The sequence below is a fragment of the Loktanella gaetbuli genome, assembly GCF_020531945.1.
GTDB classification, from domain to species: domain Bacteria; phylum Pseudomonadota; class Alphaproteobacteria; order Rhodobacterales; family Rhodobacteraceae; genus Loktanella; species Loktanella gaetbuli.
The window spans coordinates 70,149-97,045 of the sequence record NZ_JAJATZ010000009.1 but is presented as its reverse complement, the minus strand read 5'-3'; the positions used below and the strand labels follow the sequence as shown (position 1 = coordinate 97,045).

General features: G+C 59.7%; 23 protein-coding genes and 1 pseudogene. 17 read left to right on the top strand and 7 right to left on the bottom strand.

Features of this window, described 5'->3' with window-relative positions:
- Positions 1-47 precede the first annotated feature (47 nt).
- Positions 48-857, bottom strand: a complete 810-nt coding sequence (locus LGQ03_RS15315; protein WP_090161473.1) for an SDR family NAD(P)-dependent oxidoreductase — start codon at positions 855-857, stop codon at positions 48-50.
- A gap of 24 nt (positions 858-881) precedes the next feature.
- Positions 882-2,618: an extracellular solute-binding protein gene (locus LGQ03_RS15310; protein WP_226749090.1), complete on the bottom strand. Its 1,737-nt coding sequence runs from the start codon at positions 2,616-2,618 to the stop codon at positions 882-884.
- 296 nt (positions 2,619-2,914) lie between these two features.
- On the opposite strand from LGQ03_RS15310, the gene LGQ03_RS15305 reads away from it, so the two are divergent.
- The 8 genes from LGQ03_RS15305 (at position 2,915) to LGQ03_RS15270 (ending at position 10,756) form a co-directional block, all read left to right on the top strand.
- Positions 2,915-3,883, top strand: coding sequence for a sugar ABC transporter substrate-binding protein (locus LGQ03_RS15305; RefSeq protein WP_090161479.1), 969 nt, complete (start codon positions 2,915-2,917; stop codon positions 3,881-3,883).
- 78 nt (positions 3,884-3,961) lie between these two features.
- Positions 3,962-4,759, top strand: a complete 798-nt coding sequence (locus LGQ03_RS15300) for an SDR family NAD(P)-dependent oxidoreductase (protein WP_226749089.1) — start codon at positions 3,962-3,964, stop codon at positions 4,757-4,759.
- 45 nt (positions 4,760-4,804) lie between these two features.
- Positions 4,805-5,779 carry an ABC transporter permease gene (locus tag LGQ03_RS15295; RefSeq protein ID WP_090161484.1) on the top strand — a complete coding sequence of 325 codons (975 nt, stop codon included), beginning with the start codon at positions 4,805-4,807 and terminating at the stop codon, positions 5,777-5,779.
- A gap of 12 nt (positions 5,780-5,791) precedes the next feature.
- The gene (locus tag LGQ03_RS15290; protein WP_090161487.1) at positions 5,792-6,793 is read left to right on the top strand and encodes an ABC transporter permease; all 1,002 of its coding nucleotides are present in this window, start codon (positions 5,792-5,794) and stop codon (positions 6,791-6,793) included.
- Positions 6,790-8,304 (top strand): sugar ABC transporter ATP-binding protein, encoded by a 1,515-nt coding sequence (locus LGQ03_RS15285; protein ID WP_226749088.1) that lies wholly within the window; start codon positions 6,790-6,792, stop codon positions 8,302-8,304. The genes LGQ03_RS15290 and LGQ03_RS15285 overlap by 4 nt, the downstream gene beginning before the upstream one ends.
- On the top strand, positions 8,305-9,171 hold the full coding sequence (locus LGQ03_RS15280) for an NAD(P)-dependent oxidoreductase (RefSeq protein ID WP_226749087.1): 867 nt from the start codon (positions 8,305-8,307) through the stop codon (positions 9,169-9,171). It begins immediately after the preceding gene.
- Positions 9,168-9,905, top strand: coding sequence for a ThuA domain-containing protein (locus LGQ03_RS15275; RefSeq protein ID WP_226749086.1), 738 nt, complete (start codon positions 9,168-9,170; stop codon positions 9,903-9,905). Before LGQ03_RS15280 ends, LGQ03_RS15275 begins: the two co-directional genes overlap by 4 nt.
- Positions 9,902-10,756 carry a fumarylacetoacetate hydrolase family protein gene (locus LGQ03_RS15270; protein ID WP_226749085.1) on the top strand — a complete coding sequence of 285 codons (855 nt, stop codon included), beginning with the start codon at positions 9,902-9,904 and terminating at the stop codon, positions 10,754-10,756. Before LGQ03_RS15275 ends, LGQ03_RS15270 begins: the two co-directional genes overlap by 4 nt.
- A gap of 330 nt (positions 10,757-11,086) precedes the next feature.
- On the opposite strand, the pseudogene LGQ03_RS15265 reads toward LGQ03_RS15270, so the two are convergent.
- The 5 genes and pseudogenes from LGQ03_RS15265 to LGQ03_RS15245 all read right to left on the bottom strand — a co-directional run bounded on the left by LGQ03_RS15265 (position 11,087) and on the right by LGQ03_RS15245 (position 17,038).
- A pseudogene (locus tag LGQ03_RS15265) lies at positions 11,087-12,132 on the bottom strand (DDE-type integrase/transposase/recombinase).
- Positions 12,133-12,189: 57 nt separating this feature from the next.
- On the bottom strand, positions 12,190-12,573 hold the full coding sequence (locus tag LGQ03_RS15260; protein WP_226749084.1) for a hypothetical protein: 384 nt from the start codon (positions 12,571-12,573) through the stop codon (positions 12,190-12,192).
- 4 nt (positions 12,574-12,577) lie between these two features.
- A complete protein-coding gene (locus tag LGQ03_RS15255; protein ID WP_226749083.1) occupies positions 12,578-14,617 on the bottom strand; it encodes an HNH endonuclease in 2,040 nt (679 codons plus the stop codon).
- Positions 14,601-16,361 (bottom strand): TadE/TadG family type IV pilus assembly protein, encoded by a 1,761-nt coding sequence (locus LGQ03_RS15250; RefSeq protein WP_226749082.1) that lies wholly within the window; start codon positions 16,359-16,361, stop codon positions 14,601-14,603. Before LGQ03_RS15250 ends, LGQ03_RS15255 begins: the two co-directional genes overlap by 17 nt.
- The gene (locus LGQ03_RS15245) at positions 16,358-17,038 is read right to left on the bottom strand and encodes a TadE/TadG family type IV pilus assembly protein (protein ID WP_226749081.1); all 681 of its coding nucleotides are present in this window, start codon (positions 17,036-17,038) and stop codon (positions 16,358-16,360) included. The genes LGQ03_RS15250 and LGQ03_RS15245 overlap by 4 nt, the downstream gene beginning before the upstream one ends.
- A 371-nt stretch (positions 17,039-17,409) precedes the next feature.
- Between LGQ03_RS15245 and LGQ03_RS15240 the strand changes: the two genes are divergently transcribed.
- The 9 genes from LGQ03_RS15240 (at position 17,410) to cpaB (ending at position 26,892) form a co-directional block, all read left to right on the top strand.
- Complete coding sequence (locus LGQ03_RS15240; protein WP_226749080.1) at positions 17,410-19,128, top strand: hypothetical protein; 1,719 nt, start codon at positions 17,410-17,412, stop codon at positions 19,126-19,128.
- A 19-nt stretch (positions 19,129-19,147) separates the two neighbouring features.
- The gene (locus tag LGQ03_RS15235) at positions 19,148-21,718 is read left to right on the top strand and encodes an SH3 domain-containing protein (protein ID WP_226749079.1); all 2,571 of its coding nucleotides are present in this window, start codon (positions 19,148-19,150) and stop codon (positions 21,716-21,718) included.
- A gap of 16 nt (positions 21,719-21,734) precedes the next feature.
- Complete coding sequence (locus LGQ03_RS15230; RefSeq protein ID WP_226749078.1) at positions 21,735-22,514, top strand: ATP-binding cassette domain-containing protein; 780 nt, start codon at positions 21,735-21,737, stop codon at positions 22,512-22,514.
- Positions 22,514-24,409: a hypothetical protein gene (locus tag LGQ03_RS15225; RefSeq protein ID WP_226749077.1), complete on the top strand. Its 1,896-nt coding sequence runs from the start codon at positions 22,514-22,516 to the stop codon at positions 24,407-24,409. The genes LGQ03_RS15230 and LGQ03_RS15225 overlap by 1 nt, the downstream gene beginning before the upstream one ends.
- Before the next feature lie 10 nt (positions 24,410-24,419).
- Entirely contained in the window at positions 24,420-24,548 is a 129-nt protein-coding gene (locus tag LGQ03_RS16680) for a hypothetical protein (protein WP_256212462.1), read from the top strand.
- Positions 24,545-25,726 (top strand): CpaF family protein, encoded by a 1,182-nt coding sequence (locus tag LGQ03_RS15220; RefSeq protein ID WP_226749076.1) that lies wholly within the window; start codon positions 24,545-24,547, stop codon positions 25,724-25,726. The genes LGQ03_RS16680 and LGQ03_RS15220 overlap by 4 nt, the downstream gene beginning before the upstream one ends.
- 75 nt (positions 25,727-25,801) lie before the next feature.
- The gene (locus LGQ03_RS15215; RefSeq protein WP_157057569.1) at positions 25,802-25,963 is read left to right on the top strand and encodes a hypothetical protein; all 162 of its coding nucleotides are present in this window, start codon (positions 25,802-25,804) and stop codon (positions 25,961-25,963) included.
- A 9-nt stretch (positions 25,964-25,972) separates the two neighbouring features.
- Positions 25,973-26,170 carry a hypothetical protein gene (locus LGQ03_RS15210; RefSeq protein ID WP_090159679.1) on the top strand — a complete coding sequence of 66 codons (198 nt, stop codon included), beginning with the start codon at positions 25,973-25,975 and terminating at the stop codon, positions 26,168-26,170.
- A gap of 17 nt (positions 26,171-26,187) precedes the next feature.
- Complete coding sequence (gene cpaB, locus LGQ03_RS15205; protein ID WP_090159680.1) at positions 26,188-26,892, top strand: Flp pilus assembly protein CpaB; 705 nt, start codon at positions 26,188-26,190, stop codon at positions 26,890-26,892.
- The last annotated feature ends 5 nt before the right edge of the window (positions 26,893-26,897 follow it).

The window sequence follows — 26,897 nt, the reverse complement described above, 5'->3', positions numbered from 1 at the left end:
GCGAACAGGCGCCCCCGGATTGCTACTGAAAATTTGGATATTGGGCCTTAGGTCGTCGCCCAGCCGCCATCGATAGAGATCATCTGGCCGGTCATGTAGTCGCTGTCATCCGAAACGAGGAAAGACGCGGTGCCGACAATATCCTTGGGGTAGGACACCCGCTTGATGACCAAGGCGCTGTTGACGATATCCTCGTAGGCCTGGCCTTCGCGCTCTTTGAAGCCGATCTCGACGAGGTCCTTGTCAAGCTGCTCCCACAGCGGTGTGACCACAACGCCCGGCGCATAGCCGTTGACGGTGATGTTGTGTTCCGCCAGCCCCAGCGCGCCGCATTCGGTCAGGGCAAGGCAGCCGTATTTCGAAGTGCAATAGACGGTGACGTCCACCAGCGGCTTCTTTGACGCGATGGAGCCTACGTTGATCAGCTTGTAGGGGTGATCCTCCATCGGGCCCTGTTTGATCATCTGGCGGGCGACCTCCTGCATGCCCAGCCACATCGCCTTGGTGTTGACGTTCATGATCATGTCCCAGTTGTCTTCATCGATATCCATAAAGAACCGGGGCTTGTTCAGACCTGCATTGAACACGCCAACATTGATGGACCCGAATGCCTCGACGGTCGCGGCCACGGCGGCGGCGTTGTCCTCACGCTTGGTCACGTCCATCCTGACGGCAATCGCGCGACCATTGCCGGCGGCATTGATTTCATCCGCGACGGATTGCGCCATGTCGAGGTCAAGATCGCCGATGCAGACATTGGCACCCTGTTCGGCAAACGAACGTGCGTTGGCTTCTCCCATGCCGCGTGCGGCACCGGTGATGAGAATGTTTTTACCTTCAAGGCGGTTGGGGTCCATCGGTCTCTCCTCCTGACGTGATGACTAACTTCGTGATAGGATGGCGTCCGCGCGACCTTGCGCGCGGCGCAGGGCGTCCTGCGGGGTAATGATCCCGCGGAGCATGTCGTGAAATTCCTCGCCGCAGATCTGGATGATCTGGTCGATTTCAGGGACCGGCGGGCGCGGCCAGAATTGCAATTCGTCGCGCCATGACATCGCATCCACCGCCTCAAAGATGGGCGACAGGCGCTGCACATCGGGGTCCGATCCGACGGAATAGCGCGGGTTCGTCCGGCTGCCGTTCTGCACATACATCTTCTGGGCCGCGGGCGAGGTGAAGGCCAGCAGCGCCTCCACCGCGGCCGGAATCCGGTCTTCGGCCAGATTGGCTGGAATCCCCATCAGATATCCCCCTACGGGTGCAATAGGCGCGCCGCCTGGCCCTGCGGGATGCGGCAGGTATCCGGTCTGGTCCTTTGCTGGCGATGCCTCGTCCAGCTCGAAGTAAGGCGCAAGCAGAGTATACCCGTAGGCCATCGCGATCCGGCCCGCCGCGTAGGGGCGGATGCGTTCATACCAAGACATCGACAGGATATCAGGCGGCGAATACTGCAACAGGTCCTTGAGGAACTGCGCCGCCTGCAATCCCGCAGGCGTGTCGATGGTCACGCGATAGTCACGTTCAGCCAGATCCTTTGTCTCGAAGCCGCCGGCGTTCTGCTTGAGGTCAAGCACTGGCTGGCCAAAGTCGGCCAGTGTCATCAGCACCGTATGGCCAAGCGCCGTGCCGCGCGCCGCGTTCCAGGCGATCCCGTGAATCCCGCGATGCGGATCGTGCAGCGCCTTTGCGGCACGCAGCAGATCGCGCGTCGTGGCGGGCGGCTCCAGCCCCGCCTTCGCGAACAGATCCTTGCGATAGAACAGCAGTTCCGGCGTGGTCTGTGCAGGCACGCCGTAGGCACGACCACCCCAATGCACAGCCTGCCATCCCGCCGTGTGGAAATCTGACGGGTCGATCCGCCCGATATCCATGATCTGGTCTAGCGGCATAAGGACATTTTTCTGCGCAAAATCGCCCACCCAAGGCAGGTCTACGGCGATGATGTCGTAGGCACTCGCCTTGCGTTCGGCGTTGCGCATGATCTCGGTGCGCAGCCGGTCGATTGAAAAGGCGCGCTGGTGAATTTGCGTGCCGATCGTCTGTTCGAATTGACGTTTGAGGTTGTCCATCACCATGAACGTCGGGTCGCCATGCACCAGAACGCGTAGCCCGCCGGGCAGCTTCAGCGGGCTTTGCAGCACCTTCATCGGCGGGATCGATTTGGCGGTCAGATATGAATCGCCGTAGTAGTAATCGGACACGTCCGCCGCGACGCTGCTGCCGAATTGCGCGACGGCGAGGCGCTGCACCCGCTGCGTCAGCTGGGTCCACTGGTCAAGAAGGGCCATGCTTGGATGCAGGGAAAAGCTTTTGCCGGTGGCGGTGCGCGGCCGCTGGTCGATCAGCCCTGCTTCCTGCATGTCCTTGATGCGGCGGTTGGCGGTGGCATAGGGGGCGCGACTGGCCCCGATCAGCGACGTCATGGTGACAAGCCGCCCTTCGATGTGTCCGCGGATCAGATGCATGGAAATGCGCAGGTTGGGACTTGCCGCGAACAGATCCGACGCACTTTCCAGCTCGTCGCCAAGGCTTTCCATGAACGACAGGACACTCACCATGTCCGCCTTGACCTGAGGCGGCACGACAAGGTCGAAATTTTCCCCCCTCATCACGTTCATACCCCCGGTTGCAGCCTTTCGCTTTGCGTGGCCTTGGCCACGTGAATTGTTCGATTTGGATGATTTTGAAATCGTCACTAGATGTGCCCTCATGTAGACGCGGGTTGGTTGCCGGAATATATCGCGAAAATATCCAGGTCGGACTAATATTAATCCATTATGGATATTTTTTGTGACGCCCACAGGCCGCACGCCGGGCAAGGTCGTGCCAGTCACACCGGCATGCCGGAGGGTGATTCCCCTTGGGAGAGTGGGGACAGGACATCAAAGTCCGAGACATCTTGGAGGAGATAACAATGACACTACGCACAATCCTGACCGCGACGTCTGCAACAGCAGCGTTGGCCATTGCCGGGTCCGCTTATGCAGAAGCCCACAGCCCGATGCGGATCGGCATCACGCAGAACAACGTCGGTGTGGACAGTTACCAGACGACCTATGAAAACGCGTTCATCGCCGCAGCAGAAGCCAATGAGAACGTCGAAGTCGTCGTTCTGGACGCAGGCGGCGACGTGGCCCGCCAGATCGCCCAGATGGAAGACCTGATTCAGCAGGAAGTCGATGCCATCATCATCTGGCCGACAAACGGCGAAGCCGTCATTCCCGCCGTCCGCAAGGCGGCACAGGCCGATATCCCGGTTGTCGTGACCAATTCCAACATCGCCGAAGCCGGTTTCGATTTCGTCGCGACGTTCTCTGGCCCTGACAACATCACGCAGGGATCGCGTTCTGCCGAGATCATGTGCGACCGCTTCAAGGCCCTTGGCATCGAGAACGAGGCTCGGGTGGTGCAGATTTCAGGCCAGCCCGGCTACACTACGGCGATCGAGCGTCAAAAAGGCTTTGACGACCGTCTGCCCGAGGTTTGCCCGAACGTCACGCTCGTCGAAACCCAGCCGGGCGACTGGAACCGTGAAAAGTCCCAGCAGGTGATGGAAGCTTTCCTGGTCAAGTATGACGACATCGACGGTGTCTATGCCGGCGACGACAACATGGGCGTCGGCGCATTGAACGCTGCCCTGGCCGCAGGGCGTGCCGAGGGCATCACCTTTGTCGGCGCAACCAACTTTGCCGTCGGATACGAGGCGATGGAGCGTGGAGAGTACTGGGGTTCGATCTATCAGTCGCCAGTGGACGACGCTGAGGCAGCGCTTCAGTCCGCGATTGATCTGATCAACGGTGAGGAACTGCCGTTCCTGAACTATTTCGACACGCCGAAGATCACGCAGGACAACATGTCTGACTTCACGAAGCCCGTATTCTAAGGGCTACCCCATCGGACGGGGCGCACCCGCGCGCCCCGTCCGTCACGACACTCACTACATTTTACGGGGGACCGCGTCATGGGACGTGTGACTGGACGGTCGTGCATCGTCACCGGTGCTGCACAGGGCATTGGCCGCGGCATTGCAGAGGCGCTGCTGGACGAAGGCGCTGACGTTTGTTTTGCGGATATCAATGGCGACAAGGTGAGAGATGTCGCGCAGGCGAACACCGACAGAGCGGCGCGCAACGGTGGCAAGGTCACCCACGCACAGGTCGATGTGACCGACCGGGCTTCCGTCAAAGCGATGATCGCCCATACGGTCGAGGTCTTCGGCAAGCTGGACGTGAAATTCAACAACGCCGGCGTGAACAGACCCATGAACTTTCTGGACGTCACCGAGGACAACTGGAATTTCATCATGGGCGTTAATGGGCTGGGCTGCATGATCGGCATGCAAGAAGCCGCCCAGCAAATGATCGCCCAAGGCACGGGTGGCAAGATCGTCAATACCGCTTCGATCGCCAGCCGTCAGGGCTTTGACAACGTGGCACCCTATTGTGCCAGCAAATTCGCCGTGGTCGCGTTGACCCAATCAGGTGCGCGCGATCTGGCAAAACACAATATCACCGTCACAGGCTTTGCGCCGGGCGTCGTCGCGACCGAGATGTGGGAGCAGGTCGATCAGGACCTGATGGCAATTGGTGCCGCGGAACGACCCGGACAGGCGATGGAGGAGTTCTCGTCCGAAATCCTGCGCGGCCGCGTCGCGAAAACCGAGGATATCACGGGAACGACGACCTATTTGGCGTCGAAGGACAGCGACTACATGACCGGTCAGATCGTCATGATCGATGGTGGCATGACTTTGGTTTGACGAACGCCTGACAGGGCAGGGTCTTTGGCCCGTGGGAGGGGAAATATGGCGAGCATGACGAAAGCAGACATCGGGGGGATGCTGGCGCGGCAAGGCATCTTGATTGCCTTTGCGGTTTTCATCATCGGATTTACCATCGCGAACGACCGGTTTCTAAGCCCTGACAACGTGATGGGCGTCATCCGGTCTTCTGCGATCCTTGGGGTCATGGCGCTCGGCGTGACCTTCGTGGTGATCAGTGGGAACCTTGATCTATCCGTGGGGTCGATGATGTCTTTTTCGACAATCGTCGTTCTTGATCTGCACGACAAGATTGGCCCGTTCCTAGCGATCCCGGCGATGTTCGCGATGACGCTGTGTCTTGGCGCGTTCATCGGGTTTCTCGTCGGTTACCTGAAACTGAACTCTCTCATCGTGACACTGGGGATGCTATCGGCGATCCACGGTCTGACGCTGACCTATTCTGGTGGTCAGAACATGGACATTGCTGACAAGGAAGGCACCTGGTTCGGCGTTTTTGGTCAGGGGTCCGCTTTGGGCATTCCTGTGCCCATCCTGATTTTCCTGGCCTTGGCTGCATTATTGGGCATCATCCTCGCGAAAACGGCGTTCGGGCGAAAGGTTTACGCCGTGGGCGGAAACGGCACCGCCGCGACGTTTTCCGGGATCAAACGCGCCCGCATCGTGTTCCTTTGCTACATCATGTCGTCCGCCTGCGTGGCCGTAGCGGGCCTGATACAGGCGAGTCGGTCGATGGGGTCGCAAAACACAGTGGGGCAGGGGCTTGAACTGGATGTCCTGGCTGCTGTGATCTTGGGTGGCGCCTCGCTGCTCGGCGGATCCGGCACGATTTTCAAGACCGTCATTGGCGTGCTGATTCTTGGTTTCATCCAGAACGGTCTGCTGCTGCTTGGGCTGCAATTCTACGTCCAGAACGTCGTGACATGGGTCATCATCATTCTTGCGGTCTGGCTCGATATCGCGGCCAAACGTGGCAAGCTTTGGTCAAACATCGCGTAGGGGAGCGGGAAGATGGAAGCTGGAAATCTGTCCAAAATTCTGAAGAACAGCGCGATCTGGGGTTTTATCGTGCTCGAGCTGATTTTCTTCAGCATCGCTGGTGAATTCCTGTCGCTGTCCGACAAGGCGTTCATGGATGTCGACAACATGCTGTTGCTGCTCAAACAATCCGCCCCCATCGGCATCATCGCCATGGGCATGACCATCATCATGGTCAACGGCAACATCGACCTGAGCGTCGGCGCGATCTTTGCACTGTCTGCGGTGATCCTGCTGGATAGCCTGTCGTGGTCAGTCTTTGCCGGTCTGGGCGATTGGGTCATCCCGGTGTCATGGACGCTGGCCCTGCTGACCGGCGTTGCTCTGGGCGCGATCAACGGGTTGATCGTTTGGAAAACCGGTGTCGATGCTTTCATCGTCACGCTGGGTTCGATGCTGGGCTTTCGCGGTCTGGTGTTCATGTATAATGGCGAAAACCCTACCTCGAGCCTCAACTGGACGCTCGTTGATTTTGCAGAGGCGCAATTCCTGGGCTTTCACACGGCCACCTGGTTTCTGGCCGTCGTCACGCTGATCATCTGGTATATCATGACCCGCACCGTCCACGGGCGGAACGCCTACGCCATCGGTGACAACCGCGAGGCCGCGGTCAATGCAGGCATCAAGGTCGGCCCGCACATGCTGATCAATTTCATGATCATCGGTTTCCTGTCGGCGCTGTCTGCGGTCGTGTTCTATTCCGAGTCCGGCTCGGTCAATCCGAACGACGGCCAGCTTTACGAGTTGTGGGTCATCACGGCGGTCGTGCTGGGCGGGACCAAGCTGACCGGCGGCTCGGGCTCGATCGTGTCCACGTTGGGCGGTGTCCTTGCCATTCAGTTGTTGCGCAAGGGGCTGGGTCACATCGGTGCCGACACATCTACAGTCAATCTAGTCATCGGCCTGATCCTGATCGCCGTCCTGTTCCTGGACCGCCAGTTGAACGCCAAGGGCAAAGAGGAGTTGAAGATATGACCGATCACATTCCCGCCTTGCGGCTTGAGGGGATCGTCAAGACGTTCCCCGGTGTGCGCGCGCTCGACGGTGTAGCCCTGTCGGTCATGCCCGGCGAGGTGCACGCGCTGATGGGCGAAAATGGGGCCGGAAAATCGACCCTGATGAAGGTGTTGGGCGGTATCTACCAGCCCGACGAAGGTCAGATCATCGTGTCAGAGGTGCCGACGGTCATGACCTCGCCCCTGCAAGCGAAATCCAAGGGCATCGTCTTTATCCACCAGGAACTCAGCCTGGCCGAGGAATTGACGGTCGCGGAAAACATCTACCTTGGCGAATTGCCGCGCCGGTCGTTCGGACGCGTGGATTGGACAACGCTTTATGCGCAGACCGATGCGATCCTGAAAAAGCTCAAGGTCGGGTTCAACGCAAAAACCATTGTTGGTGATCTGTCGATCGCCAACCAGCAAATGGTCGAAATCGCGCGCGCGCTGACCGTCGATGCCAAGGCCGTCATTTTCGACGAACCCACAGCGTCCCTGACCGACGCGGAAAAGGTCGTGCTGTTCGACGTGATCTCTGACCTGCAGGCGCAGGGGGTGGGAATCATCTATATTTCCCACCGGATGGAGGAAATTTTCAAGATCACCGACCGGATCAGCGTTCTGCGCGACGGATCCTATCGCGGCACCCTGAACACCCGCGACACGACCGAGGAAGAGGTGACCCAGCTGATGATCGGCCGCGCGCTCGATTTGACGCGCAACGAAAGCCACCACACCCTTGGCGATGTCGCACTCGAGGTGCGCGGCCTGTCATGTGGTAATCTTTTCAAGGACGTCAGCTTTGAGGTGCGGCGCGGCGAGGTTCTGGGCTTTTATGGCCTGGTCGGCGCGGGCCGCACCGAGATTGCCGAGACGCTTTTCGGCCTGCGCGACCCTGACGGCGGTGTTATCATGCTGGACGGTGAAGAGGTACGCGTCACCTCGCCCGCGGATGCCATCAGCAAGGGCATTTCGCTGGTGCCCGAGGATCGCAAGGGGCAGGGCCTCGTGCTGGGCATGAATTGTCGGGACAATATGACCCTGCCGCAGGTCGGCAACTTGTCGTCCGGCCCCTTCGTCGCACCCGGCGCGGAAACGGCGATTTTTGACAAGTATAAGGAGAAACTGGACATCCGCACACCAGGATGGAAGCAAACGGTGGGCAACCTGTCGGGCGGCAACCAACAGAAGATTGTCATTGGCAAATGGCTGTCGATGAATCCCAAGGTGTTGATTGTGGATGAACCGACACGCGGCATCGACGTTGGTTCGAAATCCGAAATTCACAACCTGATCCGCGAGCTGGCGGCCCAAGGCTATGCCGTCATCGTCGTCAGCTCTGAAATGCCTGAGGTTTTGCACGTCAGCGACCGCATCGTCGCGATGTTTTCTGGCCGTGTCATGCGGACGTTCACGTCAGACGAGGTGACCGAAGAAAGCCTTATTCAGGCAATCTCAGGGATCGCCCCCACCCAAAAGGTGGCGTAAATGCGGATCGGTTTTGCGGGATTGGGTCGGATGGGTCAGTGCATGGCCCGAAACCTGATCGGCGCCGGACATGATGTGCGGGTCTGGAACCGGACCGCACAGACATCCGGTGACTTTGCCGCGGCAGAGAGCTGCACCGTGGCACTGACACCCGCCGATTTGGTCGGTCAGACGGACATCGTGGTGACGATGCTTGCCGATGACGCGGCCTCTGACGCGGTGCATTTCGGTGTCGATGGCCTTTTTGCCGTGAAGGGTGCGACGGTGATCGTTGAAATGGGAACGATGAGTCCCGACCACATCGCGAAGCTATCGAACAATGCCCCCGAAGGCGTCCGCGTAATTGATGCGCCCGTTTCAGGGGCGACCCAGGCGGCTGCGGATGCAGATTTGCTTGTCATGGCCGGCTGCGAAAAGGGCGACGCAAACTTGGCGGCGGTGTTTGATGCCATAGCCCGCGAAACGATCTACCTGAGTCAAGCCGGATCGGGTTCCGTCATGAAACTTGCCGTGAATTCATTGATCCACGGGATAAACCAGACCTTGGCAGAAGCGTTGACGCTGGCGGAATCATCGGGCATCGCAGCCGAAACAGCCTTTGACGTGATTGAAGCCTCTGCCGCCTGCGCCCCAATGCTGAAATACCGCCGCCCGCTCTATTTGAACGAACCGGCACATGATGTGACATTCACGGTATCTCTGGCGCGCAAGGACATGGAAGTCACGGCCAGGCTTGCCGAACGGCTTGGCACCGCGATGCCGCAGGGGCGCACCACACTTGCCAAGCTGATCGAAGCCGAGGCCGCCGGATACGGCGCGCGCGACATGGCGTCGATGCTGGACTACATGCGAAGGAATACGCAATGAAGGCAGCACTCTTTGTCGGCGGCTGGGAAGGGCATGCGCCGACACAGTTCGCGGACTGGTACAAGGACCTGCTCGAAGCGAACGGCTTCACGGTCGATGTGCATGACACGCTTGCACCGCTGGAGCGACCCGAAGATCTGGAGGATGTCGATCTGATTACGCCGATCTGGTCGTCTGCACGATCCGGTCATCGCGAAGAATTCGGCAATATGACGAAAGCGCAGGAAGATGGTCTGTTGAAGCTGATCGCTGGCGGCTGCGGCATCGCAGGCTGGCACGGTCACATGGGCGATGCCTTCCGCGACCGCCCGACCTATCACTTTTTGATCGGCGGGCAGTTCGTGGCGCATCCGCCGGGCTGGCCGGACAATCTGCAACCGCGCGAGGATTATGTCGATTACGATGTGACCATCTGCAAGCCTGACGATCCGATCGTCAGGGGCATCCGAAGTTTCCGCCTCAAGACAGAGCAATATTACATGCTTGTCGATCCATCCAATGAAGTGCTGGCGACAACCACCTTTTCTGGCGATCATTTGTGGTGGATCGAAGGCACTGTCATTCCCGTTGTGTGGAAGCGCCGCTGGGACAAAGGGCGGGTATTCTACTGCTCGATCGGGCACGAACTCGATGATCTAAAGGTGCCGGAAGTCACCGAAATCATCCGCCGCGGGGCGCTTTGGGCGTCACGACGGTGCATCAACACTGAAAACGACAAAAGGGACATGACATGAAACTTCTTCGCTACGGCGCTGCGGGTGCTGAAAAACCGGGTCTTTTGGACAACGATGGCCGTGTGCGTGACCTGTCCGGCGTCGTGCCCGACATCGCGGGAGAGGCACTGCGTCCCTCGGGCCTGAAGGCATTGCAGGCGATTGATCCCTCGACCCTGCCGTTGGTCGATGGCACGCCACAGGACGATCTGCGCCTTGGGGCTTGTGTCGGCGGTATCGGCAAATTCGTGTGCATCGGCCTGAACTATGCCGACCACGCCGAAGAGGCCGGCATGCCGATCCCGGCAGAGCCCATCATCTTCAACAAATGGACGTCTGCCGTTGTTGGGCCAAACGACGATATTCAGGTCCCGCGCGGTTCGGTCAAAACCGATTGGGAGGTCGAGCTGGGCGTCGTGATCGGCGAACCCGGTTCCTACATAGACGAAGCGAATGCGATGGATCACGTCGCTGGCCTGTGCGTGATCAACGATGTGTCCGAACGCGACTTCCAGTTGAATCGCGCGGGCACCTGGGACAAAGGCAAGGGCTGTGACACCTTCGGTCCGACCGGGCCGTGGCTTGTGACACTGGACGAAATTGCCGACATGGATGATCTGGACATGTGGCTGGATGTCGATGGCAAACGGATGCAGACGGGTTCGACAGCGACCCTGATCTTCAAGATCCCGCACCTTGTGTCCTATTGCAGCCAGTTCATGAGCCTGCAGCCCGGCGACATCATTTCAACCGGCACACCACCGGGCGTCGGTATGGGGCAAAATCCGCAGCAGTTCCTGCATGGTGGTGAAGTGGTAACGCTGGGCATTGCCGGCTTGGGTGAGCAAAAATCGAAAGTGCGGCCCGCCTGATTTAATGACAAGGGCCACGGCCCGCAAAGCCGTGGCCCTTGTTTTCGGGCCGTATGACCAATGACAGGCATGGTGTCTGGACCCCGTTTTCCGGTTGTGCAGGTTTGCGCGCCATCCGTCGTCTGGCGAAGGCGTAATCCAATGCTGCAGAGAGGTACGGGCGGCATCCGGTCGCCCCAAAGTTTGATGTGTCCGCAACGATACAGTCTGGGGCCGTCCATGTCGGATGTTAGAGCAGAATTCCAACGCACCTATGGGTGCGTTGGAATTCTGCCTTTCCTCGTGGAAACCGGTTCTGACCTGCTCCCCTGAAACGTCCGCGATTTAGGGTTAGGTGTTCAGTCCCGGCATTTGATGGATCGGATCGATGATGAATCTGTCTGGCTCTGATGTCCAGATTTCGCAGATGTATTCGTAGGGCGTGAGCCCGCTGAGGGTCTTCAGTCTGCGAGAAAAATTGTAGGTGAGGAGGGGTCAGACGACAGTCCAGTGGACTGTCGTCCCCGACGCAAGATGAAGTCTGCGAGCTGTGTGCGCAGCTGGTCGTGGCTGTCGTGATGGTATCGTTCGACGGTAGCATCCTTTTTCGTCCGGTTGGTTCGTTCGACTTGGCCGTCCCTCGGGAAAACAGTCCCCCGGACTGTTTTCTCATCCTCGAAACTCCACGGGTGGTTGGGCTTTGTGAGCCTATGCTCAATCTCATTTGCCTCGCAGATCATGTCGAACCGCATCTGCCTGGATGATGCGGTATTGCGGTTGCGGGGTTGCTCAGCGAACTGGATCCCGTTGTCCGTCAGGATCGTATGGATCCGGTAGGGGACGGACTTCAGCAGGAGCTCGAGGAATTCCCATGCTGTCTTGCGGTCAGCCTTATCGACCAATTGCGTGACCGCAAACTTGCTAGTCCGGTCGATGCCTACGAAGAGAAATAGCTTGCCCTCCACCGTTTGAACCTCGGCAATGTCGATATGGAAGAACCCGATGCGGTATCGCTTGAACTTCTGCCGCTTTGGCTTGTCGCCTTCGACATGTGGTAAGCGAGAAACCCCATGTCGCTGCAGAGACCGATGCAGCGCTGAACGTGTCAGGTGCGGGATCGAGGGCTGAAGGGCATAGAGACAGTCATCAAGCGGTAGTAGCGTGTGGCGCCGGAAAGCGACGATCATAGCTTCCTCTGCCGCGGTCAGAACGGTTAAGCGCGGCTCTCTCGGACCGGTCTTCAAATCTTCGACGGTCGCACGCTTCCGCCATTTCGCGACCGTCTCGGGATTAATGCCCAACTCCGCGCTTAGCTGCGCGAGCGTAGCTTGCGATCGCTGTATTGCAGCTCTGACGGCGTGCGTGGTCTTGGCGCTCCCATGACGAATTTGTCCCATAATGCTTCCTTCCAAGCCTGAGAAAGGATCGCACCATCAAACCGTGGGATCAAACACCTAGTGAATCGTGAGAAATGGAAAAGTGTGTTGGAAGCGCTCATGTATATGCGGATTATCATCCAGTAGTTTGATGGCATCTGTCTTTGATGCGAGGTCACTCGTGAAGGTGCTGCTCCGCAAATACCCTATTCCGGCCAATGCCTGCTCTTCCTCACGCGAGTGATCCCAGTATGGCGTAAATCCCAATACCTTCAACGGTTTGAAATCGAATTTATCTTTCATATCGAGCATCGACCAGATGTAGTCCGGCAGATCATCTTGTGTCTCCACAACGTGATGGAGCCATCTCTGGAGCTCGTTAAAGTCGATAATGCCCATGAAAAAACAGCTTTTGACAAAGCCGATGTCTTCGCCGTCGTCTTTGGTTAGCCGGAGCGCCATTAATCTATTGTCCCTCACTCATAGCTTCGCCACCGATATGACCGGTGTTCCGGTGAATATCCTCATCGACCAACTGCATCCGCCCAGAATCTTGGTGATGATGCCATGTGTAGCCTGGAATTTTTGCATTGCCTGACTGGATAGCCTGTAGTTGGGCCTCGTTAAACTGCGATCTGAGCTGCGGATTGTTCTCGATCTGTGTTCGCAGGTCGCGCGTCCCCATTCTCATCTGAGTTTGATAGCTGGCATTCCTGAACTCTGGGCCAGTGAAGCGCGTATCATACACCGTAAAGTCATCAAACACTGGAAATCCACGTTGATCAAATACGACCCCAGTATTTGGGTGTCGCTGGCCGGCAAGCGGGACATTCTTTGCGTTGTATGGTGGCACTGTCGTAGAGGTAACGTCGCCCTCGTAAAACTCATCATAATAATCACGCCATGCTCTAGCATCGTAGGGTGCATTGCTTGGAGTCTCTGCCAGATCTTCATCAAGATCGCGATTTCGAGCCTCAACCAGCTCATCTGTTCTGGTGCGCACATCGTCCATGTCAAACGGTGTCGTGCGGCCGGGTTGACGGCTGAGGTCGCCGACCGCCTCGGTGGCGAGCCGGGTTTGGCGGACGCCGTTCAGCGCAATGGCAAGCGGGGTTGCACCGTCCAGTTTGTCTGCGATCCGGGCCGTGCGCAGGCCTTTGGCAATGGCACCGACGCCGACGACGGTGGCCGCCGTCTCGACGCCCATGATACCCAGTTCGGTGGTCGTGCGGGCGCGGATGCGCTCTGCTTCTTGATAAAGGGATATGTCGCCTTCGCCTGCGCGATATGCGGCCTCCAGCGCGTCTGCGTGTTCGTATTGGGCGGCGTAATATTCGGCAAAGGCCTCGGCCACGGCGGCCGGGTCATCCATCAGCTCCTGTGCGGCCTCCAGAATGCCGGTGCCGCGGTCCACCAGGTCCTGCTGCTGCGAGGCGGCGTAGTCGTCGTTGATCCAGCCCGTGGCTTCTTCGACGCCAACCACGCCGGCCTCGTAGACCGTTTCGACGGCCGTGGCGGCACCGCCGACCATGTCGCCCACCCAGCCGATTGCACCCTCTGCCACGCCTTGTGCGGTCCCGATCCGCGACGCGAGCGTTTCGCGCATGTAGTTCGACAGGTTGTCCAGCGGGGGCGTTGCATAGGACGCGGGTGCGCCGCCGGTGTCGCCGCCTTCGGATGTGGGGGGTGCGTTTGGCTGGTTGCCGGTGCCGCTGGCCGTCACCTGTGTCGGCACCGTCGTTTCCGTGGCCGTTGTCACGGCCCCCGTATCGACGGTCGCGGCGACGGCCGTTATGCGTTCCAGCTCTTCGGTGATGTTGAAGTCGGGGCGCACGGCGCTGGCATAGTCAATCTCGAGCTCTTCGAGGTTGCTGGCGGATGCTGTGCCCGTCGATGGGGTCTTGGCGCTGGGATAGACGCGCGGAAACAGGTCCTTTTGGCGATTGGTGAAATTTTCCCAGATCACCTTGTCATGGCCTTCGGCCCAGCGGGGCACATTGAACAGCCATGTTTCATTGCTGGGGGCAAAGGTTTCATTGTTGAACCAGATCATCGACGTGCTGGTGGGTGACCCAAAGAACGTCGAGAATTGTTCGGACTGCACGGCGCTGAACGCCATGACCGGTTCCTGCGCGCGGTTCAGGTTGGGATATTTGGCATCGCCTGCGGCCTGCAACATGGTCCAGAACCGCTGATCATCCTCGACCGCGGTTTCGCCGTTGATGTTCATGTTGCAGTGGATGGTGACCTGGCTTTTCTCGCGGAAACCGACGGTGATCGGCTGCCCCGGAAACAGACCCGTATGGCTGCAGCTTTCGTTCAGGGACGCATTGCGGATCACGGTGCGGTTGTCGATCGCGCCGGATGCCCCGTTCTTGACGATGGGGAACAGGGCGAAACACGACACGGCCACGGTCATCAGAAACACGAGAAAGCAGATCGCCTCGATCGTGACAGACCCGTGTTCGCGCCGGAAAAAACGACGGAAATCAGCGTGTAACGGCATCGGCCCACCCCGCGGATGCTGCGCCATTGAGGCGTTCCAGATACGTGCGATACGGGCCAAAGCTCTCGGGTACTTCGCCGTCCATCCGGTTCAAGACCCCGCTGAGCCGCGTCATCTTGTCGGCGGGCACCAATCTGGCGCGCCAGTTCTGCGAATAGATCGAGATTTCGTCAGGATTGAAGACCAACCCCTGTGCGTAACGCAAATACCCTGCTTCGTGGGTGCGGAAATACCGCCCGGCCCAGCGTTCGTTCGGCGCACGGAGCGCAAAAACCAACGCGTTATAATCATCGTGGAAATCGTCGATGTCCGGCAGGATGCTGACCGAGGGGACGAAACCTTCTTCTTCGAGGGGGATCGCATTGTAGAGGTCGAAATCCTCGACCTGCGTGACCAGCCCGATTGCATCGAGGAACCCGCCCATCGCGTCGATACCGGGGACGGCGCTGAACTGCACGCTGCTGCATTGCGCCAGCGTGCGCAGTTCGACCATGCGCGTGAACATGTTGGAATCGATACGCTGATCGAACGGATAGCTGGTCGCCAGTGGATTGAAGCTGCGGTAGGTCTTGGTCGATTTGCCGCCGATGATCAGGAACTCCAGCGGGTTAAGACTTTCGATGGCCTCGCGCAGTTTGGTTTCCTGGCGGCGGGTGCTCAGGCCCCATGCGGCGCGCCATGCCATGCCCGCGATCAGCTCGGTCGTGATGCCGGGGATCTGGAACGCATTGATCAGCCCGTCATACAGCCGCTTTTCCTGGCTGACCTTGTGATAATGCTTGAGCTTGTCACCCATCGTTGAATCGCGCGAGATATGCGTCGGCAGATAGGGGTCATCCTCGCTGCCGCCGTACATCGGACCACTGTTGATGTCGAATCCACGCCGGTGGAACGACCCATGGATCGCGGGGATCTGTGCCAGGCTGCCCATTTGCGGGGCGATGTTGCTGAGGAACGGGATCTTGCCCAGGTCCACACCGCCGGTCCCGAAATACAACGCGGCGCAGAACCGGGGATAGACCGCACGCGGTTCGTTGCGCGTCACGGGCAGTTCCATGCCCTGCCGTTGCGTGCCGTTGTCGCAACTCTCTGCCATGCCTTTTTCGCAGGAGGCATCGATGTAGAAATCGCTGATCTTGTGCTCTGCCGCGATCAGGCGGCCTTGCTGGCGGATCACGTCCGGGAACCTGTCCACGATTTCGGTGTTCTGGGCGGTCAGCGCCAGAAGCGCGTCATTGGCGTTGTCCAATGCACCCTTGGGATTGATGGTCACATGAAGCGCCAGCGTCAGTGCCGCATCCGCGGCCAGTTCCGCCGCATAGGTCGTCGCGGGGATCATGCAGGCGGCCATCAGAATGGCACCGATCTTGGGGATATTCTTGTATTTCTTGCAGGTCTGATAGGCGTAGTAACCGGCCTCGACAGACGCCATGCCCAGAACCGCCGCATGCATGTTGATGGTGTTGTGCAGCGAGCTGGCGTTCACCGCTGTCGTGTAATTCTGCGCAAGGCTGACGTGGTTCATGCCTAGCGTGTTCATGGCGCGTGCGGCCTCGGTCGCATGGGCCATTGCGATCATGTCCGCGGCGTCCTGCGTGCGGGTGTTGTCAAAGGTCGATTTGCCGGAATTCACGATCAGGAACAGGATCAGCATCAGCGGAAGCACGGCGGTCAGCGCGATCAGTGCAAATGCGCCACGTTCATCGCGCCGCAGATCGGCGAGGGTGGCGCGCAGCGCGATCATAGCAGTGTCGCCTCGGCCTTGATGATGCGGAAATGCGTCCCGTCATCGCGCCGCCCTTGGGAAAACAGACCTGCGACCGGCCCATAGATCGGCATGTGATATGTGACCTCGGCGCGGATCGGGGGCAGGGTCTGCACCAGGGTCACCTGTGCCTCGGTCCAGACCCAATCCAGATCGACAGAGACGTTCGCCCCCTCAAAGACATAGCAGGCCTTCTGCTCGACGGCGTCGCGCAGTGTTTCACCCACGGGGCCACGCACGATGAATTCAACCGCCGCCTCGGGGTAGCGGCAATTGCCCTGCCGTTCCTGGCTGAACAGGCTGGACGGTGCAATCGGCAGCAATGCCATTCGGGCGGCGGTTTCCCACGGGACCGATCCGTCCTCTGTGGTGGGTTCGTCGCAATTCAGCGCGCCCCAGATCGCCTTGGCGGTGCCGATGGGGCTTTCTCCGGGGGCCATGATCGGCACGGGGCGGCACGAATGCACCAGCGCGGATCGCCCCGCCGCATAGGCAGCGTATTCCGTCGTCACCACGGCCTGCGCGATCAGGATCTGCTGGATCAGCGACATGGTCACGATAAACACGGGAAACAGTAGCAGGATGAACTCAATCGAAGGCAATGCACCGCGCTGGCATTTCGCAAGCCGCATCACACTTCGGAAAAGTCCTTGCATCACAAAACCACGAGATAAATCTGTTGACCAATCATTGACCTAGAGTAAGTTAGCGATCAACCTTTTAACAGACTTAAGTTTGCGGATTATTCAATGCTGATTTGCGTAACATGAGCCTGAAAAAACGATCTCCAATCCATTGGCTTTGCAGGTATTTTCTCATCATTGGCCTTGCCGCACACGCCACGTCTCCGGCAGGGGCGCAGACTGATTCCGCATCAGGCGATGCAGATGCCAACGTCGTCTTTTCCCTACCGATTCCATCTGGATTGCAGGCGCGTGATCTCGAATTGGTTGGATGTCGCTTTGTAAATGTCAGCATTGATGCGCAAAGCGCGGCATTCGAATGTCCAGACCGATCCACTCGCCTATTGCGGTACAATTCAGGCGATCGCGCAGCTGTCGAGATCGATCTGACCGATCTGTCCTATGATGCTGAAAGTCTTGCATTTCCGCTGATGGACGGCGTGATGCAATACGCAGGCCAACTGTTGTCAAATGACCCCGGTGCCGCCTCGCAAGAGGAGGTGCCCACACTGGCACAGGCCCAGCCGGCACATGATCGCACATCGCAGCGCGTCCGCATCGCTGTTGCGGATTGGCAAGCGCCGCTTGACGATCGCGCCCTCAACATCGTCGAGGTCGGCCTGGATGACGCGGGCCGTCAATTCTATGACATTGACCTGCCGTTGCGTTCGACGGTCATGCTGCAATCGCAGGACTACCCATTCTGTGCCGAATTGCTCGCGGGTGCGCGATTTGCCGACGCAGACGCCGGTATGGTCGTGCATGATTTCGCGCCTGCCTGCCGGGCTGTCGCCGTGACGGGACCCGCAGGCGATACGCTGCGCGCCCAGGATTGCAGCGGAGAAGGCGCCGAGTTGACTTGTGTGCTGGCCGACGGCGTAGACCGTCTGCGCGTAACATCTGCGATCTGGGGTGATTTCGACGTGGCTCTTGGCGATGCCGCAGAGGTGGTGCTCGCCCCGGCCCCCGAATTGCGCCCGGCGATCACGATCGACATGAACATGGTGGATGGCGCTGCGACTTGCGGCTTGGCGGACGCACAGTTGCAGGTGACCGGGTACTGCGCGGCGGACGCATGCAATGATGTAGCACCGTTCGACATCACTGGGCAGGGCGCGACCCTGTCCGAGGCCGGCTGGACACAGGCGGTGTTTCCCGACGCTGTCCGCCTTGCGGTGCAGCGCCCCGGCGAGGATCTGTTGACACAGGTGGCACCGCTGGGTCCGTCGCTGACGGATGTGGCCGCGGATATGGTCAGGCAACTGCCCGATCTGCGGTTGCCGCTGGCGCTGTCGGATGGCGTGACCGCGACTGCTGGTACTGTCGTGCAGTTGTTTGGTGACAACGCCTGTCAGACCCGGTCGGACAGTATCGCACTGGACGCGCTGGGTGATGCAGCACCCGTGCTGGCCTGCGGATCGCTGCAACTTCAGTCCGATACAGGCACCGCTCTGTCGCGTTGTGCCGCATTGCAGGTGTCAGAGGATCGACTGAGCGTCGCACCCGAAACACCGCTCTCGACCTGCACGCAACCGCCTGTTCTGGTGCATCTGGCCCAACACGACAGCATGAACGGCGATCTGGGTTTTGCCCTTGTCGACGCCCTGCAGGCGGCCGCCACCGCCCAAAGTCAGGCCGAAGCCTGCGCCAATGTCAGCTATACCATGTCCCGCAACGAATTGCGCGAAACACTGGTGTCCGGTCAGTCGCTCTACCTGAATGCGAACGCGGTGCAGGATGCAAATTTCGGCGGGCTGGATTTTCTGACACCCCGCTCCGAACTGTTGCGCGATTTCATCTGGATCTGGCGTCAGGCCGGGCGTGACATGTCAGGCTTGGTCATCATCGCGCAGGGCGATGATGTCTATGTCGATGACCTGACATCTTCGCCAGAGGCGCTCGCCTGGGAAGTACTGGGCATTCCCGTGCATTTGCTCGATACCTCCGGTGCTGTTGATTGTGACATGTTCACACAGCGCCTCTTGTTCGACAGTTGTACGTCAGTGACCGCAGGTTCGGTCAGCGCCGACTTGCAGTCGCTGCTGTCCGATCTGACAAAATAGTAAAACGAGGACGAATACGTTGCTTTTGAAACCCTATGCACGCCTTGCCCTGGTTCTTGCTCTGTCTGCTGCGCCAACACTTGCCTCGGCCCAGATCGAAGGCAGCTGCCTGGGCTATTATGACCGACCCGATGCGCTGGGGAGCTTCAACGCCGAAACCGGCGAAATCATCCGCAACGGGATCATTCCGGTGATGGTTGGGGCGACCCCCCTACGGGACGGTCCCGGTGCCGACGCCACCGTGATCGGCGAACTGGTGTTCAACGAACGTATCAACCCGATTGCGCAGGACGGCGACTATATCCACGTGCGGCGCGACACGCGACCGGACTCGCCGATGCTGGGCTGGGTGGCTGCCGATGACGTGTCCTGTCGCGCCACGCCGCTGATGACCGAAGAAAACATCTCGCGCAAATTCTACATCCGCACGGCTGCGAACGCGGCCGAGGATGCGCAGGTCGGTGTCGTGCCGGTCACCGACCCCGGCGGCGATGATTGCGCCGAACTGAACGGCATCTGTCAGAGCATGACACGTTTCCAGCGGTTCTTCATCTTTGCCGAGGACCCCGAGACGAACAGCGTCCTGCTCATGAGTTCGAACCTGTCAGAGGCACTGGAGCCACTGAATGGCTGGGTCTCCGCCGACGACGGATATCGCTGGAACACGCGACTGGGCCTGCGCCCGTCCGACAACATGGTCGTAAACGCCGATACCGGCAGCCTCGAGGTCGAAAAAGAAACGATCATGTGCGTCTACGAGACCGAAGACGCCGCGCGCGCCTCGCTGTCTACGGCTGACGCCGAAACCGGCAATGCCTGCGACGTGCAGGTTCTGGGCGGTCCGCGCTGGTTCACGTCCAACGTGCGCCTGCCGATCATCGGGGATCTGGAAATCGACGGAGAAGATTTCTACGAAATCGCCGTGCCCGTCGCCACCGTGGGCGAGGACGGGCGCGATGCCCTGCTGGAACAGGTCGCCGGTCTGGACAACGCGATCCGCGAATTGCAGCAGCTGAAAAACCTCGACGTTTTCTTTCTCATCGACGGCACCCAGTCGATGGAACCGCATATCGAGGCGCTGATCGGCAGCGATACCGTCAAGGGCGTGATCCCGGCCATTCAGGATTCATTCGAGGGCGATCCACGCTTTTCCAATGTGACCGTCCGTTACGGTTTCCGGGTCTACCGCGACACCTATGCCGGGAATTTCGGCATCGGTGAAGGCCTGCCGCTGGATCGCAACTGCACCCCGGACGAGGCCGCGCTGACCCAAAACCGCGAGACATTCAACACGATGCTGCAAGAGATCGACACCGGTTTCGGCAGCGGCAACGAACCCGATCCCGACCACGAAGAGGCGCTGATCGTGGCGCTTGCACAGGCGTCCGACGACATCACCGCCTGCGAGGACAACGTCAAAATGCTCTTTGTCATCGGTGACACGGGCTATGACAGCGAGAGCCTGATTTCGCGCGGCGTGCCGGACATGCTGACGGATGAACTGGCCGTGGTCGACATGCTGGTCAACGGTGTGTCGTCCAAGACCGTGGACCCGATCATCCCGTTTTTCATCCATGTGCCAGAGGCGGCTAAGGCGCTGCAGGCAACGGGCGACCGGCTGGAACGTTATCTCAGCGCCTATCAGAAATACGAGGTGCAGGCCAAACTGATGATCGGCACCATCGGGTCGATCTATCAGGACAGCCAGCAGATCCCGGTGTCGCTGGATCTGGAACAGAACTATTTCTCGATGAACGGCCAGGACAGCGACGCTGCCCAGCGCGAGCTGATCCGCATCATCACCGATCAGGTCGCCCGGTTTGGCGATCAGGGGCCGGTGACGGAAATCATCGCGGGCCTTCAGACCGGCGAGGCGCTGGTCGAAATCATTACCGCCCTGCAATCCAGTGCCAATGGCGTGCCTGCCCTGCGTCTGGCCCAGATCGAACGGCGGGTCTGCGACACGCTGGGTGATGCCTGCACCCAAAAGATCGTGTCAGACACCACGCGCGGCTATGTCCGCGCGGGCGAGGATACGCAGGTTGACGTGCTGGTGTCGGCCGAGGAATTCGACGACTGGGGCCTGATGCTGCGCCCGCTGCGCGACGTCACCGACATGTCGGTTCCGCAGCAGTCCCAGATGATCCTGACCTCGCTGGTCAAGGGGCTGGAACGGTCGCTGGGTGAATTGTCACCCGCCGAACTGGATATGCCGTTGTCGGATTTCCTCAACCTCAAGGCCGCCTTGCCCGCAGGCAGCGAAACCCCCCTGATGAACTACAGCCTGCGTGACTTCATCTTTGCGGCCGAAGGCGGCGGTTCGGCTGACGAGGCGATCGATTCCTGCGAGATCTATTTCGTGATCCGCTGGCTGGCCGTCAGACGCGATTTCTTTCGTGAAATCGACCGTGGCAACGTGCCGACCTTTACCAGCGCCGAAATCCCGACCGATCGGTGCGACATGCGGTATGACGGCGTGACGGACCTGACCTTCGACGACTTCAAGAGCTTTCCCGAAGACACGATGCAATACAGCTATGTCGATCTGAACGCGCGCTGGTTCTGGATACCCAACCAGTTCCTGCCATGATCCGGCGGTCGGACGCATGGCAGGCTGCATGACGGACTGGGGCTGCACGGTGACAGACCTTGATTTCGCACGTGGGCGTGCGGGGTCAGGCACCCAGTTCCGCATCCGCTGCGACGGACGGCTGGACATCCGCTACGGCGGTGGGAACACCAACCGCGTGCCGGTGATGGGACCATCAGGCGCGGGCAAGAGCACGCTGATGCACCTGATTTCCGCGACCACACTTCCGCAAAGCCCCGAGGCGCGGATCGCATGGACCTTTCCCGACGGGGCGCAGCTGGACTGGGGGCATCGCGGCCCATCCCCGGACATGCTGGGCCGGTTGCGGCGTCGGTATTTCGGTTTCGCCTTTCAGACACCGCATGTGCCCGAATTCATGACCATCACCGAGGCGCTGACATTTGCGCTGGAAAATCGAGGTCACAGCCGCGCTCAGGCGCGGGATGCGGCACAGCGCAGTCTGAATTCCGCCTTTGACGGTGATGCGCAAAAGGTCGCGCGCATCGCCGCCAGCTTTCCGGGGCAGCTGTCGGGCGGGGAACGCCAGCGGACGTCCCTCCTTATGGCGCTGGTCCAGGATCCGGTCGTCTTGTTCGCAGATGAACCCACGGGCAGTCTGGACGGCGAGACACGGCGCACGATCATGGCGATGCTGACCGACTGGCTGACGCCGGAACGCATGTTGATCTGGGTCACGCACCATGACAGCGATCCCGCGGATACGGGTGCACCGCGCCGGCTGGTCGTGGCCGACGGGTCCGTGCGGTGGGATAACACAGCGGGTGTGATGGCCTGATGTTGATCCTGCGCATGGCTTGGAACGAATTGTTCCGCAGTTTTCTGCCGCGCCCGCCGGGGGGGCGCGATTTTGCATATCTGCTGGCCCTCATCGCCTTGCTGCAATTATTGGGTATTGTGATTTTCAGCGCCAAGCTGGGGGTGCTGGAACGCTCTGTCGATGCGTTTCTGGGCAAGGTGCCGGGCTACGGCGTGCCGGTCTGGGTGCGGCAGAACTATCTGGCGGAAAACGACGCCGGTGCAATGACCCAGGACATGGTGGACGATCTGGAGGCGCGTGGCTTTCCCGTGCAGACATTCCGGCGGACGTTCGACGGCGATATTATCCGCTTGCCTGCGCAGGATGTCTGGACCGAACCGCGCCTGAACGCGGAACCCGCGTTCGAGGGGATATTTGCCGACACAGGCAGCGTACTGGCCGGTCAGCAACGGTCCACGGCAACGGCAACCGGCCTGTCGCAGGACGTGGTTTCGCACATGTGGTCCATCGTGCTGGACCGCGAGAATTTTGCGCAATTCCTGGATCTGGACGCCTATCGCGCGGCGCTGGCCGGGCGGGTGCCGCCCGCAGCGCTGGATGATATTCCACAAGACATCGCATCGCTGGACGACATGTCGCTGCTTTGGCTGGAAATGCGGGTCAACGACCGCGCACATCTCGTGCCGTTTCGCGTGACTTGGGCCAATTACCTTGGCGCGGGCCATATCGCGCCCGACTTTGTCCTGCCCGCTGCGCTGCACACGCTGGAAGCAGCAGCCTCCGCCAGTCCGGGTCTGTGCCTTGATTTCAGCGCGGGGCCTGCGCCCATTGCCCCTGTAGCCGGCGTTCAAAGCCCGTCGCTATTGCTGATGTCGGCCGAAGATCGCGCCGCCCGCAGCACGCCCATGGGGGCCGCACTGACGGACCTGCACGCGGCCATGGGCGGGTCATTGTCCGTCGCCAATCCCAGTCGCGTATCTTGGTCAGCGCCCGACAATGGCGGCGGGACCTGTGCTGCGACCGTGCCCTGGGTTGTGGCCGCGCTCTTTGCCACCGCGGGCGATCTGGCGCTGTCGGACTGGGACGGCCTGTCACCCCAGCCTGTTCCGGATGTCGGCGTCGACGTCAGCCGCTACACGGCCCCCTGTTCTGCGATCAATCCACGCGAACGGGCCTTTGCCCTCGGCGCGACCGATTCCGCGCAATCGTCCTGCGGCGATGATCCGATCACGATCGAAACGGCGAACGCATCCTCGGGCTATGACGAAATGCTTGTCTTTGCCGAGGACCGGATCGGTTTGGATGGCCTGGTGTCCGTCATTTCCTGTGATGGCGTCACGTCGGGTGCGCTGGATGATACGCTGTGCATGCCTCTTGCCAGTGCATCTGATGAGAGTGGAGATCAGGCGACCGAGAGCCGGATCGCCATACACAATATCTACCGCGACAGCCTGATGCGCTTTGGCTTCCTGTCGCGCCTGATCGATGCGGTGTCCGGGCCGGTCGGCTGGTCGCTGGTCGGTCTGGGCGTCGCAATCCTCTGGGTGCAGTTGGGAACCGTGCTGGGACACCGGCGCGGGCAATATGCGACGCTGATCGTGGGTGGCCTGTCGCCGCTGCAGATCGTCGTGCTGGTTTGCATGCAGGTGGCGATGTGCGTTGTGCTGGGGCTGGCCGTGGCGTTTGGCCTGTTTCTTGCCATTCGGGCGACGCTCTTTGGCGCGATACGTGCGCTGTCGACGGAATATGACCGGATTGCGCTGGGCGAAATGCTGGATGTGTTGCCGGTCCCTGCATTAGGACTCCTCGCGTTCCTCGGTTTCATGTTATTGACCGGGTGGGCGCTGACCTATCTGCAATTGCGATCCAAGGGTGTGTCCCGTGGCGGCGTGATCGACCGCTTGATGGAATAGGAGGGCGGAAATGAGCCTGGAATACGTAATTATCCTTGCGGTGTTCGGTGTGCCGATCATGGTCCTGATGATCCGGCTGACCATTTCTCTCATGCTCTATTGGCGTATCGCCGAAGGCGTGTGGATGCTGCCGCTATGAACGGCATGCTGGATGATTTTGCAGTCATTGGCGCAAGCGAAAGCGACGACGAGGTTTTCGCAAGATACCATGCGCAGGTCATCCAGGGACTATTGGGCCCGATTGCCCCCTATTACGGAGACCCCGAGGAAAAAGACCCCGAACGCCGGAAAATGGCTGACTCCGTTCAGGAGATCATGATCAATGGCCCGGATGAGATCTATGTCGAATTGTCCGGCAAACTGACCCGCCTGCCGGGTGCCAGTTTCGGAGAGCCTGAGAACCTGACCGCGCTGGCCCGTGCGATCCTGCAATATGCAGGCAAACGCCTTGATCCCAACGACCTGTCGATCGAGGCGCGCACCCCCGAAAAGCACCGGGTTCATATCGTGCAGGCCCCGGCCGCGCGGCCCGGTCTGTCGATGGCGATCCGCAAGTTTCCAAAGGACCGCATCAGCCTTGATATGCTGCGCGAAAAGGGGTCGTTCAGTGCGGCAGCACAGGATTATCTGCGCGTGGCGATGGAACAGCGCCGGAACCTGCTGGTATCGGGCGGCACTGGTTCGGGCAAGACGACGATTCTGAACGCCCTGTCCGAAATGATCGCCCCAGATGATCGCGTTCTGATCATCGAGGATACCACCGAAATCCGGTTCGAGGATGATCGTCACGTCCTCCAGCTCGAGGCGCAAAAACCGACCGAACACGGCGACGGTGGCATTTCGATCCGCGACCTGCTCAAGGGGTCGCTGCGGATGCGCCCTGACCGGGTCATCGTCGGCGAATGCCGCGCGGGCGAGGCGCTGGACATGGTGCAGGCAATGAATACCGGCCACGCAGGATCGATGTCGACCGTGCACGCCAACAGCCCGGTCGATTGCCTTGCCCGCGTCGAAACGCTGTGCCTGATGTCGGGGGTGGACATGCCGCTGGTCGCGCTGCAACGCCAGATCGCGGCGGCGGTCGAGGTTGTCGTTCAGATTTCGCGTGTGCGGGGTTTTCGACGGGTGGTCGAGATTTCCGAGGTCCGCGGATTGGACCCCGAAACGAACTATTACCAAATGGCCCCGATCTTTAACTTGCAGCCCGATAAGGACGGCCCCAACGGCAAGTCATTGATGTGGACAGGAGAAATGCCGACCTTTCCCGAATTGCTGCCCGAGGAGATCAGCGAACTCACGCGATTGTGGCAAAAATAAGAAAAAATGCTTTTAACAAGCAGACTTCCGCTTATAATAAGACAATCTTTAATTGATTCTTCGAAGGAGTACGAGATGGGTCCTGGAGATATTCTGAAAATCGGCGTCATTGTTTTGCCGCTTGTTATGTTTCTTGCTTATGTTGGCACGGCTGTGGTGGACAACACCAAGACAGCTGGCACCAGCATGGACTCGGCCGCTGATGGCCTGTCCAGCACGGCCGGTTCTTCTTGGTAAGGCAATCCGTTGCGTAAATTCATAGACGTCGCGGCGCGTATTTTGCGCGATGACCGCGGCGTCACCTCGCTTGAGGCAGTCCTGATACTTGGTGTCGTGTCCGTGCCTTTGGTGACGTTCCTCGCACTGGCGGGAACGAAATTCATCGTATGGATGCGGTCGCAGGCACCCAACATCTTCGATGAGGCCGAAACTTTCACCTTTTAAGTCGGGTTGGTCACTTCATGAAATACGTGGCAATGATCGTCGTTGGGCTTTTGCTGGGCGGGGTCGCCGGATACATGTCGTGGCAGCGCATGGCCGAAATCGAGGCCGTGAATGATGCACCCGCCTATCTGGTGCTGCGGGCCGACTTGCCTGACGCCTTTCTAGAGGCCGGCAGCCAGTTGCGCCCCGAACACCTGACATCGGTCCAGATACCGGAAACCGGTGGCAATCTTGGCGATTATGCCTTTCCGGACAGTGCCGCTACACGTCAATTCGTGACACTGCAGCCGATCAACATGCGTCTGCCGCGCGGTCGCATTCTGACCCGCGACCTGTTCGAGGATGTTGCCGAAACCCGTCTGGACCAGGTGATCACACCGGGCATGCGTGCCCTGACCATTTCCGTCGATACCAAGAGCGCGCTGAACTATCAGGTGGCCCCCGGCAACCGCGTCGACCTGATCGGCGTGCGGTCCAACCTCGCCGGGTCAGAGGCCGAAATCCTGATGGAAGACGTCAAGGTCATCGCGGTGGGCGACATGTTCAGCTACGACGAATGGCTGGCGTCGGGACGCGACAATTATTCGACCCTGACCCTTGAAATGACGCCACAGGACGCGCTGGCCCTGTCACAGGCGACACCCGCCCTTGACGGTCCCGTGTCCGTGGTCCTGCGCAGCCAGTGTGACACTGACGCCGCGACGGACCCGGGATGCCTGTGAAGGTG